At 65.8% G+C, this 12826-nt stretch carries 13 protein-coding genes; 8 read left to right on the top strand and 5 right to left on the bottom strand.

Annotated features, from left to right (window positions below; all coding sequences use genetic code 11):
• Positions 1 to 2 precede the first annotated feature (2 nt).
• Positions 3 to 416 carry a RidA family protein gene (locus tag L2U69_RS17055; RefSeq protein ID WP_236108340.1) on the bottom strand — a complete coding sequence of 138 codons (414 nt, stop codon included), beginning with the start codon at positions 414 to 416 and terminating at the stop codon, positions 3 to 5.
• Between the two features lie 211 nt (positions 417 to 627).
• Here L2U69_RS17055 and L2U69_RS17050 point away from each other — a divergent pair, with 211 nt between their 5' ends.
• Positions 628 to 1308 carry a GntR family transcriptional regulator gene (locus tag L2U69_RS17050; protein WP_236108339.1) on the top strand — a complete coding sequence of 227 codons (681 nt, stop codon included), beginning with the start codon at positions 628 to 630 and terminating at the stop codon, positions 1306 to 1308.
• Between the two features lie 197 nt (positions 1309 to 1505).
• Entirely contained in the window at positions 1506 to 2588 is a 1083-nt protein-coding gene (locus L2U69_RS17045; protein ID WP_236108338.1) for a substrate-binding domain-containing protein, read from the top strand.
• Between the two features lie 54 nt (positions 2589 to 2642).
• Here the strand turns inward: L2U69_RS17045 and L2U69_RS17040 are convergent, their stop codons facing one another.
• The 3 genes from L2U69_RS17040 to L2U69_RS17030 form a co-directional block, all read right to left on the bottom strand.
• A complete protein-coding gene (locus L2U69_RS17040) occupies positions 2643 to 4040 on the bottom strand; it encodes an MFS transporter (RefSeq protein WP_236108337.1) in 1398 nt (465 codons plus the stop codon).
• Between the two features lie 82 nt (positions 4041 to 4122).
• The gene (locus L2U69_RS17035; RefSeq protein ID WP_236108336.1) at positions 4123 to 5118 is read right to left on the bottom strand and encodes a DODA-type extradiol aromatic ring-opening family dioxygenase; all 996 of its coding nucleotides are present in this window, start codon (positions 5116 to 5118) and stop codon (positions 4123 to 4125) included.
• Positions 5119 to 5163: 45 nt separating this feature from the next.
• Entirely contained in the window at positions 5164 to 5976 is an 813-nt protein-coding gene (locus L2U69_RS17030; protein WP_236108335.1) for an alpha/beta fold hydrolase, read from the bottom strand.
• Between the two features lie 165 nt (positions 5977 to 6141).
• On the opposite strand from L2U69_RS17030, the gene L2U69_RS17025 reads away from it, so the two are divergent.
• Genes L2U69_RS17025 through L2U69_RS17005 form a run of 5 tightly spaced genes read left to right on the top strand, consistent with a single transcriptional unit; the run spans position 6142 to position 10408 of the window.
• Entirely contained in the window at positions 6142 to 6567 is a 426-nt protein-coding gene (locus L2U69_RS17025; RefSeq protein ID WP_236108334.1) for a RidA family protein, read from the top strand.
• Positions 6564 to 7430, top strand: a complete 867-nt coding sequence (locus L2U69_RS17020) for a fumarylacetoacetate hydrolase family protein (RefSeq protein ID WP_236108333.1) — start codon at positions 6564 to 6566, stop codon at positions 7428 to 7430. The genes L2U69_RS17025 and L2U69_RS17020 overlap by 4 nt, the downstream gene beginning before the upstream one ends.
• Positions 7431 to 7441: 11 nt before the next feature.
• Positions 7442 to 7849 (top strand): RidA family protein, encoded by a 408-nt coding sequence (locus L2U69_RS17015; protein WP_236108332.1) that lies wholly within the window; start codon positions 7442 to 7444, stop codon positions 7847 to 7849.
• Between the two features lie 31 nt (positions 7850 to 7880).
• Positions 7881 to 9416, top strand: a complete 1536-nt coding sequence (locus L2U69_RS17010) for a sugar ABC transporter ATP-binding protein (RefSeq protein ID WP_236108331.1) — start codon at positions 7881 to 7883, stop codon at positions 9414 to 9416.
• On the top strand, positions 9413 to 10408 hold the full coding sequence (locus L2U69_RS17005; protein WP_236108330.1) for an ABC transporter permease: 996 nt from the start codon (positions 9413 to 9415) through the stop codon (positions 10406 to 10408). Before L2U69_RS17010 ends, L2U69_RS17005 begins: the two co-directional genes overlap by 4 nt.
• Positions 10409 to 10847: 439 nt before the next feature.
• On the opposite strand, the gene L2U69_RS17000 is transcribed toward L2U69_RS17005, so the two are convergent.
• Positions 10848 to 11780 (bottom strand): LysR family transcriptional regulator, encoded by a 933-nt coding sequence (locus L2U69_RS17000; protein ID WP_236108329.1) that lies wholly within the window; start codon positions 11778 to 11780, stop codon positions 10848 to 10850.
• Between the two features lie 110 nt (positions 11781 to 11890).
• On the opposite strand from L2U69_RS17000, the gene L2U69_RS16995 reads away from it, so the two are divergent.
• Positions 11891 to 12799 (top strand): sterol desaturase family protein, encoded by a 909-nt coding sequence (locus tag L2U69_RS16995; RefSeq protein ID WP_236108328.1) that lies wholly within the window; start codon positions 11891 to 11893, stop codon positions 12797 to 12799.
• The last annotated feature ends 27 nt before the right edge of the window (positions 12800 to 12826 follow it).

Raw genomic sequence — 12826 nt, 5'->3', positions numbered from 1 at the left:
GGTCAGGCCGACGCCGGCAGGCCCACGACGGCCTCCACCTCGATCTTGAGGCCCGGCAGGGCGAGTTCGCGCACGCCGATCAGCGTGCTCGCGGGGCGGGCGTCGCCGAAGTATTTCTGGCGTACCGGGTTGATCCGCGTGCGGTCGGCGACGTCGAGCAGATAGACGGTGACCCGCAGCACGTCGGCGAAGCCCGCGCCGGCCTTGGCCATGATCCGTCCGATGACGTCGAAGATGTAGTCCGCCTGCTCGGCCACATCGTCGGACACGACCTCGAGATCCGCGTCGATGGCGACGATGCCCGAGATGAACAGAAGGTCGCCGAAGCGCACGGCGTCCGTATAGTGGCTGATCGCCGGGGTGATGCCGAGAGAGATTTCCTCGCGTCCGGCACGGAGGGGCTTTAACTGTTGCATGATCGCTCCGTATAAATGGATAATTGGATCCAAACATGGTGGCGCTCTGCCGTCAACCGACCTCGGCACCGCCGAGCCTGTCGCGACATCGGCTGTATCGTGGCAATGTTCCGCAAGGGCACCGTGCATGGCTCTTCCCTGCTTCGGACGGGCAGGGTATGTACCTATCCAATCGGCCTTTTTCGGCAGGGCAGAGGGAGAAGCGCGTTTCATGTCCTTCATCGATGGTGATGCTCAGCAATCGGCACAGCAGCAGGCCTATCGCTATATCCGCGACCAGATCGTCGGCGGCGCGATTCCGGGCGGCACCAAGATCGTCCCATCGGAGATCGCCGAAGTCCTGGGCATCAGCCGCATGCCCGTGCGCGAGGCGCTGGTTCAGCTCGACGCGGAAGGCCTGGTCACCAACAGGCCCAACCGCGGCGCCATCGTCACCCCGCTGAAGCCCGAGGACGTGGAGGAATTGTTCCAGATGCGCGCCGCGCTCGAAGGGCTGGCGGCACGGCACGCGGCCGTGAAATGCACGGAAATGCATCTGCACGAGCTGGAAATCATGGCCGGGCGCATGGATCGCGCCGCCGATGACGCGCAGCTCTGGCTGCGCCATCACGACGAATTCCACGACTATATGTGCAGCATTCCGGGCCGTGCCCGGCTGCTGGCCGAGATCCGCCGCATCCGGGCCTCGGTGCATCCCTATCTGCTGCTCTACAATCGCGTCTACGACCGGCCGGAGATGGAGGGCGCGGAACACCGCGCCCTGATCGACGCGCTGCGCACGAAGAACGGCACTTTGGCCGAGCGCGCCGTCAGCCACCATATCGATACGGCCGCTGTTAGCGTCATCGCCTTCCTGCGCCAGCGGAACGGAACCAAGGTCGCCGGTCTCTGACACCCGACGCCCCGTTGGGCGAGGAAACTTCGGGCGGGAAAGCGTCGGGCGCGCAGGGAATCGGCGGAAGAACAGCGATATCTTCGGTTCTGCCGCTCATTTTGCGCTTCTGCATAATTGGATACACGTGTACAGTTTTGGGACGCGGGAAATCCGGCACTCGGGTCGGGCACCGTCCAATCGTGCAGCGAGGCTTCATGACGACCATTTCCTCTCCCCGTCGATCACGCTTTCGCGGGCTCGTCGCCCTGGCCGCCATCGGCCTGACCGCCTGGCTCTCGAACGGTGCCGCGCGCGCCGAGGAGCCCGATCGTTTCCTGGGCCTGATCGAGCCCGTCGTCGCGACCAAACCGCTCCGCTTCGGCGTCACCGTCGTCCATCTTCAGGACAATTACTGGAAGGGCATGGCCTATGGCATCGTCGACGAGGCGAAGCGCGCCGGCGTCGAAGTGGTGCAGGTCAGCGTGGCCGGGGCCTATGGCAACGTCAGCCAGCAGTTCGGCCAGATCCAGACCATGAAGACCCGCGGCATCGACGTGCTGGTCCTCGGTCCGGCGGCCTTCGACGGCTACAATGCGATCCTGACCTCGCTGCGCAAGGCCGGCACCATGGTGATTGCGGGGGGCATTCCGGTGAACAGCGATCAGGTCGATTTCGGCGTGGTCCAGGACGACTATTCGATCGGCGCCGGCCTCGCCGACTTCGTCTGCGGCCGCAAGGAACCGGGCCCGGCCAAGGCCCTCTCCATCCCCGGCCCGGCGGGTGCCGAATGGGCCAACCTGCGGGCCAAGGGCTTCCGCGAGCAGGCGGAGAAATGCGACGGCCTGTCGGTGGTCGAAGGGCCGGTGGGCGGCGCCATCGATATTTCCTACGCGCTCGGCCTCGCCTCCGACATGATGGAGAAGAACCCTGACGCGAAGTTCTTCTTCACGCCCGAGGTGACGCTGGGCATGGGCGCGATCCAGGCCGCCAAGCAGCGCAAGATGAAGATCGGCGTCGTCTCGTCGACCGTCTCGGAACATATCTTCCCGGCGCTCGAGGACGGTTCCCTGCTCGGCCAGAGCACCGAACCCTCGATCCTCATGGGCCGCCTGATGGTTCAATACGCGATCCGCAAGAACGAGGGTCTGCCGATGCCGGATCTGAAGCAGCCCGAGGGCGCGCTCTATCCCGCGCTGATCGTGCCGGAACAGATCCTGACCAAGGAAAACGTGCACGACTATCCCTATTACCTGACCGACATCCCGCCCGCCGACTGGTCGATCAGCGCCTTCCAGTAAGGTCTTCCGCAGACTGTCGGGAGGACGGCGCCGGCCCTCGTGGCCGGCGCCGTTTCATTTGGTGCGGGGCGTGTGGCCGCTGACCTCGGTGCCGGCCCGGGCGGCGAGGGTCAGGGTGTCGATCAGGGCCATCAGGGCGATGGCGCCGATCACCAGGAAGGCGAGGTGAAAGCGGGCCAGATCCCCGGCGGGGGCCAGCGCCTCGCCCAGGCGAAGGGCGACGGCGCCGAGGGTGATGCCGAGACCGATCGAGATCTGCTGCACGATGGTGAACAGCGTGTTGGCGCCGTTCATGCCGGCCGCCGGAACGTCGGCGAAGGCAAGGGTATTGACGCAGGTGAACTGCATCGAGCGTGACATGCCCCCGATGAAGAGCAGGACGACGATCAGGGCGACGGGCGTGTCGGGCGTGAACAGGGCATAGGCGAAGATCGTGGCGGCATTGACGAGGCCGGTGACGATCATCGTGCTGCGAAAGCCGAAACGGCGCAGCACCGCGGTCGTGCCCGGTTTCATGGCGAGATTGCCGGCGAAGATGGCGAGCACGAGAAGGCCGGCCTGATAGGCGTCGAGACCGAAGCCGAGCTGGAACATCAGCGGCATCAGGAAGGGAATGGCGCTGATCGCCATGCGAAAGGCGGAACCGCCCCAAATGGTGACCGCGAAGGTGCGGATCGACAGGGCGTCGAAACGCACCAGCGGATGCGCCGCTCGCCGGGCGTGGCGCACCATGGCCCAGCCGGCCAGCAGGCTGGCGCCGAGCAGCGTGGCGACGAGGCTCCACGAGACATGGGGCCGGGCCGCCAGTTCGACGGAATACATCAGTGCCAGACAGGCGAAGCCGCTCAGGGCGAAGCCCGGCCAGTCGAAGGGCGTGCGGCGGTCTTCCGCCTCGCCCCGGATCAGACGCAGCGCCAGCACCAGGGCGATCAGGCCCAGCGGCACGTTCAGCAGGAAGATCCAGCGCCAGCTGGCGAAAGTGGTCAGGAAGCCGCCCACGGGTGGTCCCAGGATCGGCGCCACCAGCCCCGGCCAGGTGATGAGTGCGATGGCCCGCACCAGGTCGCCCCGATCCGTGTGGCGCAGCACGACGAGACGGCCCACCGGCACCATGAGGGCGCCGCCCACGCCCTGGAGCACGCGGGACGCCGTGAAGGTCGTCAGATCGTCGCTCAGGCCGCAGAAGATCGACGCCACGGTGAAGATGGCGACCGCGGTGGCGAAGGTCTGGCGCGGCCCGAAACGATCGGCGATCCAGCCGCTGACCGGAATCAGCACGGCAAGGGTGAGCAGATAGGCCGACATGCCGACGTTGAGATCGACCGCCGGCACCTCGAAGGTTTCGGCCATGCTGGGCAGGGCGGTGGCGATCACCGTACCGTCCAGCATTTCCATGAAATAGGCGCCGGCGACCAGCAGGGGCACCGCGAGGGAGGTTCGTCTGTCGCGCACGCTGGGAATTCCTCTTCGTCCCGGCAGCCGGCACCGGGAACCATGAGAAACGGGACGGAAAGCCGGCCGACGGCCGGGCCGCTCACTCCATGTCGTAGGCGACGTAGCTCATGCCGGTGATCCATTCGACCACGGACTCATATTTGACATAGGTGGCGGGGGCGCCCTTCACCGCGCCCATCAGGGCCACCCAGTTCAGCAGTTCGTGGCCGCCGTGGCCGCCGCGCTCCTCGACTTCCTCATAGGTCAGGTCGCGGAAATAGCCGATGTCGCCCCGGCCGAAGGCTTCCAGGATCTCGCGGTCCCATTCCTCGTTCACCAGCGGATGCTGATAGCCGAGCGGCCATTGCTTGCGGTTCATCATGTCGATCTCGTATTGGGCGAGATCGGAATAGAGGGTCGGGTCGCTTTCCAGCACGCCCTTGCCTTCGGTCTGGTAGCGGCGCTGACGCTGCAGGAAGGTGTCGTCTTCGGGTGCCCCTTCGGTCCAGACCGGCGGCCAGTGGGACAGCCCGCCGGTGGCGAGGAAGGCGACCCTGGTGTCGCCCGGCAGGGCGTCGAGCACGCGGCGCACGGCGGCCCCGAAATCATAGGCGCGGGCATAGGGCATCAGCGGCGGCGAGAAGACGTTCAGATAGAGCGGGATCACCGGCAGGTCGAATTCCGGCCGGATGAACTTCAGCGGCACGAGGAGGTTGTTGCCATATTCGATCGACCCCATGCGGGTCATGTCGAAGCCGCCCTTGGTCAACTCGCGCAGCAGGGTCTCGGCCGTTTCCTCCTCGCCCGGGATGACGACCTTCTCGTCGAACTGCAGCGCCTTCATCATGTAGTCGGCGGGACCGCTGTGGCTGGCCGCGACGGCGATCGACAGGGTCGGCATCATGTAGCGGAAGTGGTTCTCGAAATGGTCGTCCAGGAAGGCGACGATGATGTCGGGCTTCGCCGCCGCGAGCCGCTCGCGCAGGTCCTCGTGGATCCGGGCGATGCGCGCCTTCTGATCCGCCGGCGGGGTATCGGCCCAACCGACGGCGCCCGGCGCATGGGACATACTGATGGCCGTGACGATCTTTGCCATTGAAGGAAATCCTTTTTCACGAAGTAGGCGGGGGAGGGCGTCGCGTCAGCGAAAGAAGCCGAGCATGGCGTTCAGCAGCTTGTCGGGATGTTCCAGGGCGGGCAGATGGCCGCAACGGGCCAGCAGCAGCAGGTCGGCCTGGGGCAGATGGCGCGACATGGGGATGGTGGTGCCCTCGGCGGGGAACATGACGTCGTTCATGCCGTGGACCATCATGACCTCGCAGGTCACCTTCGCCAGTTCGGCGGGCGACAGCGCGGCCGCCTCGATGAATCGCTGCTTCTCGCCCTCGAACATGGCCGAGAAATGGGGGCCGTAGACACCGTCGTGCAGGATGCCCATGCGGTAGTCCAGCAGTTCGTCGGTAATGCCGTCGTGATCGTACATCAGCGCCTTCAGCGTCCGGCGCAGGTCTTCCCTGGTTTCCGGGAACGTCCAGCAAAGGGCGGTATAGGGCGTTTCGAGATAGTTCCAGCCCATGGTGGCCGTGGTCATCAGGCGCGTGATCCGGGGCGAGCGCCCGGCGAGGCGCAGGGCCGTGGTGCCGGAGATCGAATGCCCGACCAGCCCGACCTCCTGCTCCGGAATCCGGTCCAGCAGCGCCTCGGCCTGGGCGAGCCAGAGGTCGAGATCGAAGAAGGGCGCTTCGGTCTTGCGGCCCGACTCACCGAAGCCGATGAGGTCGGTCATATAGACGCGGTAGCGGGCGGTCAGGGCGTCGATGACATGGCGCCAGGTCCCCTGCGACGCCGCGCCGGGGCCGGAGCCGTGCAGCAGCATGAGCGGCCTGCCGCTGCCGCCGGCCCAGCACCGCGCGGCGACACCCTGCACATCCATGGTGAAGCTTTCGAGAGACATCCTGCACTCCAAGTCCGTCCGCGACCCGCCGGTCCGATCCGGTTTTTGCAAAGTTAATACGTGTATCCAATTTTCTGTTGCTCACCCTATACCACGATGCCTACGATGCAAACGGTTTAGCGCAGACGGCCGTCGAAACCGTCGACGAGCAGGAGTATCGAGCAGATGAGTAACGGGATCCGCTATATCAATCCGGAAGGCACCTGCCCGGCGCAGGGGCTCTATTCCCACGCCACCTACACCCCGGGCGGCCCGCTCTATTTCATCGCCGGCCAGCTTTCGGTCGGCCTGGACGGCGGCGTGGTCGGCACCGGCGACTTCGCGGCCCAGTTCAAGCAGGTCTTCGACAATCTCGGCGATGTCCTGTCGGGCCTCGGCGCCGGTTTCGAGGATGTCGTCAAGTTCACCACCTATCTCGTCGATTCGCAGAACATCGCGGCCTTCATGGATCTGCGCGCCGCGCTGTTTCCCGAGATCTTCAAGGGGCCGCTGTTCCCCCCCAACACGCTGCTGATCGTCGACCGGCTGGTGAAGCAGGAATTCCTGCTCGAGGTCGAGGCGGTGGTTCAGGCGAAGCAGGTCGCGTCATGAAGTTCGTAACCGTCCTCATCGCCGGAACCGAGAAGGTCGCCCTGCTCGACGCCGAGGCGGGCACCGTCCGCCCCCTCGCCGGCGTTTCCACCATGCTGGACCTGATCGAGCGCTACGAGGCCTTGAAGGGTGGCCTGAGCTTCGCGGGCGACGCCCTGCCGCTGGAGAGCGTTTCCCTGCTGGCACCGATGCCGCGGCCGCCGCGCAACATCATCTGTGTCGGCAAGAATTACTACGACCACGCCCAGGAATTCGCGGACAGCGGTTTCGACACCAGTGCCGCCGCCGGCGCCTCCGCGATTCCGGACGCGCCGATCGTCTTCACCAAGGCGCCGGAAACCGTGGTGGCGCCGGGGGCCGCGATCGTGCTGCCCAAGGGGCTCAGCGATCAGATCGACTACGAGGCGGAACTGGCGGTCATCATCGGCAAGGCGGGGCGGGCCATTCCCCGCGCCGAGGCGATGGACTACGTATGGGGTTACAGCATCCTGAACGACGTCACCGCCCGCGACCTGCAGCAGCGCCACAAGCAATGGTTCCTCGGCAAGTCGCTGGATACCTTCTGCCCCATGGGGCCCTGGGCGGTCACGGCGGACGAGGCGGACGGCACCGGGCTGGACGTCAAATGCTGGGTCAGCGGCGAATTGCGCCAGCAGGCCAACACGGCACAGCTCATCTTCGACATCCCGACCCTGATCGAGACGATCTCGTCCGGCCTCACACTGCGCCCGGGTGACATCATCGCCACCGGCACGCCGGCGGGCGTCGGCCTCGGCTTCGATCCGCCGCGCTTCCTGGCGGCCGGGGACGTGGTCGAGGTCGAGATCGCCGGCCTCGGCCGTCTGGTCAATCCGGTGATATGAGGGGCGGCGCCATGTCGACGATCGAAATCGTCAATCCGGAAGGCACGGGGCGTCCGCTCGGCCAGTATTCCCAGGTCGCGCGGGTGAAGGCGTCCGAATTCCTCTTCATTTCCGGCCAGCTGGCGACGGGGCCCGACGGCGCCGTCGTCGGCGAGGGGGACTTCGAGCGCCAGTGCGAACAGGTCTTCGCCAATATCGGCGCGGTCCTGAAGGGATGCGGCGCCGATTGGGGCAACATCGTCCAGCTCACCTATTATCTGGTGCATTCGCAGGACGTCCCCAGGCTGATGGCCTATCGGCGGCTGGCGTTTCCCGAGATGTTCCCCGATGGCGCCTATCCGCCGGCGACATTGCTGATCGTCGACCGACTCGTGCAGGAGCCCTTTCTGTTCGAGGTGACCGCGACCGCCGCGCTCTGAGCGGCGCTCGCCAGAATCAGGAGGGCCGGGGATGAACCTCGTTCCGGATGTCGCGACCGTCGAGGTCAGGCGGACCAGCAAGAGTTTCGGGCCCACCCGGGCGCTGAACGACGTCAGCATCGCCTTTCATGCTGGCCGGGTCCATTGCATCCTCGGGGAAAACGGTGCCGGCAAGTCGACGGTGGGCAAGATCGTCGGCGGCCTCTATGCCCCGGACGACGGCGAGGTGATGGTCGACGGCCGGGCGGTCGCCCTGCGCCAGGTCGGCGACGCGCGCCGCCTCGGCATCGCCATGGTCTATCAGGAACTCTCCCTGGTCGCCGATCTCACGGTGCGCGAGAACATATGCCTGGGGACGGAAGGGGCACGCCACCCGTTCCAGCGCCTGCGCCGGCGCCAGGAAACCGAGGCGTGCCGCGCGCTGCTGTCGCGCTTCGGCCTCAGCTTCGACCTCGATGCCAAGGTCGGCACGCTGCCGGTCGCCGATCAGCAATTGCTCGAGATCGTGAAGGCCCTGGCGCAGAACCCCCGCGTGCTCATCCTGGACGAACCGACGGCGATGCTGGGCCTCGTCGAACAGCAGCGCCTGATGGAAATCATCGGCGAGCTCAAGACCCAAGGTATCGCGATCATCTTCGTCACCCATCATGTCGAGGAAGTGGTCGCCGTCGCGGACGAAGTCTCCCTGATGAAGGACGGGCGCGTGGTCGAATCCTTTCCCGTGACCCGGGAGACCGAAACCGCCTTCGTGGTCGCCAAGCTGGCGGGCGGGATGGATATGACGGCGTCGCATCGCGAGGCGGCACCGGGCCGCGAAGTCCTGCGTTTCAGCGGCCTGCGGTCGCGCCGCGGGCGTCTCGCGGCCATCAGCCTGCGCGAGCGCGAGATCGTCGGCCTCTACGGCGTCGTCGGCTGCGGGCGCGAGCGGATGGCCCACGCGAGCGTCGGTCTGGCAAGCCCGGGCGACATCGAACTCATGCTCTGGGGCCGCAACTTCCGCCCGGCGAATCCGCAGGTCGCGGCACGTCACGGCGTCGCCTATCTGCCGTCCGGACGCGCCGCCAACGGCATCCTGCCGAACCGGAGCATCCGCGAGAATCTGATGCTTACCCAATTGGCCGGCCATCAGATCGCGGGTTTCCTGCGTCACCGCCGGGAGGCGGACCATGCGGAACGCCAGCTCGCCCGGCTGCGGACCCGATATGCCGATGCCGCCGACGCCATCACCAGTCTCAGCGGCGGCAATCAACAGAAGGTGATCCTCGGCCGCTGCCTCGCCGGCGACGGCAGCCTGATCGTGCTGGAGGATCCGACGGCCGGCGTCGACATCGCGGCCAAGCGCGACATTCACGATCTGATCCGCGCGCGCGCCGACGCCGGTGCCGCCGTGCTGCTGATCTCCAGCGACCTGCAGGAGACGATTGCGCTCTGCGACGTCATCTACACGGTGATCGACGGCGAGATCGTCGACGAATACAGGCCGCCGAGCCATGAGGACGAGGCCGCGATCGTCGCCGACATTCTCGGCCATCGCGAGCAAGAGGCGGTGGAGGCCGCCGCATCATGAAGATGACGAAGGATCAGCCCATGACCACCAGCGAGACCCAGCCGGCGGCGCCCGCGCGGTCGCGCCGTCGTTTCAACCCCGCCGACGCGGTTCTGCCCGCACTGATCGTTTTGCTGGCGGCCGGTGTCGGCATCGCCGAACCGAAGTTCCTGACGGGCAGCAATCTCGCCAATCTGGGCAGCCAGATCGCCCCCCTGCTGATCGTCTCGGTGGGCCAGGCCTTCGCCATCATCGGCGGCGGGCTGGATCTTTCGATCGCGGCGGTCATGTCGGTGGCGGGCGTCGTCGGCATCCTGGCGGTGCCGTCGCTCGGCATCGTCGGCGGTGTCCTGGTGATGGCGCTGGTCGGCCTCGCGGTCGGGCTGGTCTCGGGGGCGATCATCGCCTATATGCGGACCTCGCCGCTGATCGTCACCCTGGGCATGGCCTCGGTCGCCCAGGCGATCGCCCTGATCCTGGCGAACGGCGTGCCGATCTATTCGGTGCCGCCGGAACTGACCGATGCGATCGGCTTCGGCGCGGTCTACGGCATTCCCGCAAGCGATCTGATCGCGGCCGGCGTCCTGATCTTCGCCGCCGTCATCCTGCGCGGCACCACCCTGGGGCGCTATATCTATGCGATCGGCTCCAACCGGGCCGCAGCCTTGAAGTCGGGCGTGAACGTGCCGTTCCACACCATGCTGATCTACGGCCTCTCCGGGCTCACCGCCGGCATCGCCGCCATCGTCCTGACGGCCTGGGTCGGCGCCGCGCAGCCCACGGCCGAGCCGGGCATCACCCTCGAATCCATCGCGGCCGTGGTTCTCGGCGGCATCGCCCTGACGGGCGGTTCCGGCGGCATGATCCATGTGATCTACGGCGTGCTGATCCTCGGCATGCTGTCGAATGCGATGAACATGCTCGGCATATCGTCCTATTTTCAGATCCTCGCCGTCGGCATCGTGATCATCATCGCGGTGGTGCTCGACCGCCTGCGCCGCAAGGAGAGTTGAGCCCGAGGCGGGTTTCCGGCTGGCCCTTTTCGGGCATTCGACGGATCAGGTCGAATTGAGCCGCGATCTGATCGAGGATCGTGTCGGTCATCGGGTCACAGGCCTGTTTGACGGCGCATGTGCCTTCCCGTCCTCGAGCGGGATGGCCGCGCCGCGCCCGTGGCTCGCGGCAACGGTATGTGAGGACAGGTCGAGACGGCCGCTGTCCGCATGTCTCTTGCGTCCGATGCGAGCGTGTACCTGAACGCGGGAGCCACGCTAGGTCATGGGGCGCGGCGCGACAATTCCTGGGCGAAGGCAGCCAGCCCCGCGAGAGCGGCAATTCGCGGCGATTGCCGGCACCCGCGCTCAAATTCCAAAACAGCCCAACAGTTTGATCGAAAGACCGCTCCCAAAGGGCGGCCCTTTTGATGGAGGCGTGGTCGCTTCGCGAGCCGTGTCACGGGCGGTGGGGCTGCATGCCGGCAAGCGCGTCAAGTAAGGCCGCGCGCAGCCATGCATGCCCGGGATCGCCGGAAACCGCCTCGTGCCAACTGGCGTAGAGCTGCAAAGTGGGCAGTTCGAACGGGACGGGCAGGACCTGCAGCATGTTCCGAAAGAATTCGCTTCTCACCTGCCATTCCGGCAGGAGCGCCAGGGCATCGCTTTGCGCGACGAGAAATGGAATTGCGCCGTGATGGCTGACCTCGAGCAATACGTCGCGGTCCTGCCCGACGGGATCGAACAGCCGGGATATGTGCATGCGCTGCTCGGCAGTCAGGGCCAGCGTGATATGGCGTTCGGCGAAGAATTGCGCTGCCGTCAGGCGGCCGTCGATGCGGGGATGCCCGTGCCGGGCGATCACGCGGCTCGGCGCGTCGAGCACGAGTTCGGCCGACAACCGGTCCGCGGCAGGCGGCGCGTAGGACAGCATGAGGTCGAAGGCTCCACTCGTCAGCTGGGCTTCCGCTTCTTCGAAGGTCGTGGAAATCGCCTGCAGACGCAGCGCGGGGGCATGGGCTTGCAACCGTGACAGGATCGGCGACAGCAACCCTGTTTCGTCGACCAGCGCGAAAGCGACGCGAAACAATCGGTCACTCGTCGCCGGATCGAAGGTGAGGGCCTGCTGGATCATGGCATCGATGCTGGCGAGGAGATGGCGGATTTGCGGGGCGAGGAGCCGCGCCATCGGGGTCGGCGTCATGCCGGCGCGGCTGCGCAGAAACAGGGGATCACTGAAGCCTCGCCTCAGACGGGCAAGTGCCTGGCTGGCCGCCGACTGAGTGACGCCGATCTCATCGGCGGCACGGGTCAATTGCCCGGTGCGGAACAATGTGTCGAACAAGCGAAGCAGGGGAAGATCGAGATCGCGGAATGGCACTGGTGTGTTCATCCAACATGATTATCACTTATGAAAAACATAAAAAACATGAATTTGAATAATCTCGATGCGACGCCTAGCCTCAGGCATGTCTTGTGACCCGATCCGCCAAGGAGGACGACGTGACCCTGTTTGGATATGCGATGGAGCCATCGGCCTTTGTCGGCGTGGTGACCTTGGGCGCCTTGTGCGTTCTGGTGCTGTACGAATGGGCATCGGGCAAATATGGCGGCGGTCGGAAGACCGCCAACGACTGGAAGATGTTCGCTCTTTCGGGCCTCGGCGTCGGGCTGGTCGAACGGCCCGCGCTCGCGGCTTTGGTGGCGGGGATCGCCGCGCTCGTCGTTCCGCAATGGGCCGGCGCGTTTCACCATGTCGAACAGACGCATTTCTGGGCCTGCCTCGTTGCATTCCTGCTGATGGACGAGTTTCTGCACGGGCTCGGCCATTATTTTGCGCATCAGCCGCCGCCGGCGAACTGGTGGGCCGCCAAGGTCCATGCGTTCATGCGCGAGGCCCATCGCGCGCACCATCAGTTGGGAGACGACGAGCGCGCGGAGTTGAGCGTGACCCAGTCGGTCGTGGCCGGCTGGGGATGGCTGTTCCTTCTGCCCAACTATTGGTTCGGCCTCGTCATGCTCTACCTCGGGTTCGTGGAGTGTTTCGTCGTGGTGGCGCTGATCAAGACGCTGTGGGGCATGCATGTGCACACCAATTGGCAGTACGATCTCTATCTGCTGAATCACGGGAACCGGTTCGTTCGTGGGGCGATGCGGGCCGCCGCGCATGTGCTGACCTTTCCCAATCAGCATCATCAGCACCATTCCCGCTCACCCAATTCGGCCAAGAACCTGCAGAACGTGCTCGCCTTGTTCGACTGGCTGGTATGGGGCACGCTCGTCATCGAGACGGAACGTCCCGCAATCTACGGGTGGCGTCAGCAGCCCCGGGAACGCAACGTATTCCATCGCTATTTCGCGCGACCGCTCAAGACGCCCCGTAAGCGTCTGGTACCGGACGCCGGGGCGTGACCGTCCCGAGGTCCGCGCCTCGAGACC

Origin of the sequence: Zavarzinia marina, assembly GCF_021568905.1 — a bacterium.
Taxonomy (GTDB): domain Bacteria; phylum Pseudomonadota; class Alphaproteobacteria; order Zavarziniales; family Zavarziniaceae; genus Zavarzinia; species Zavarzinia marina.
This window is presented reverse-complemented; position numbering and strand designations above follow the sequence as displayed.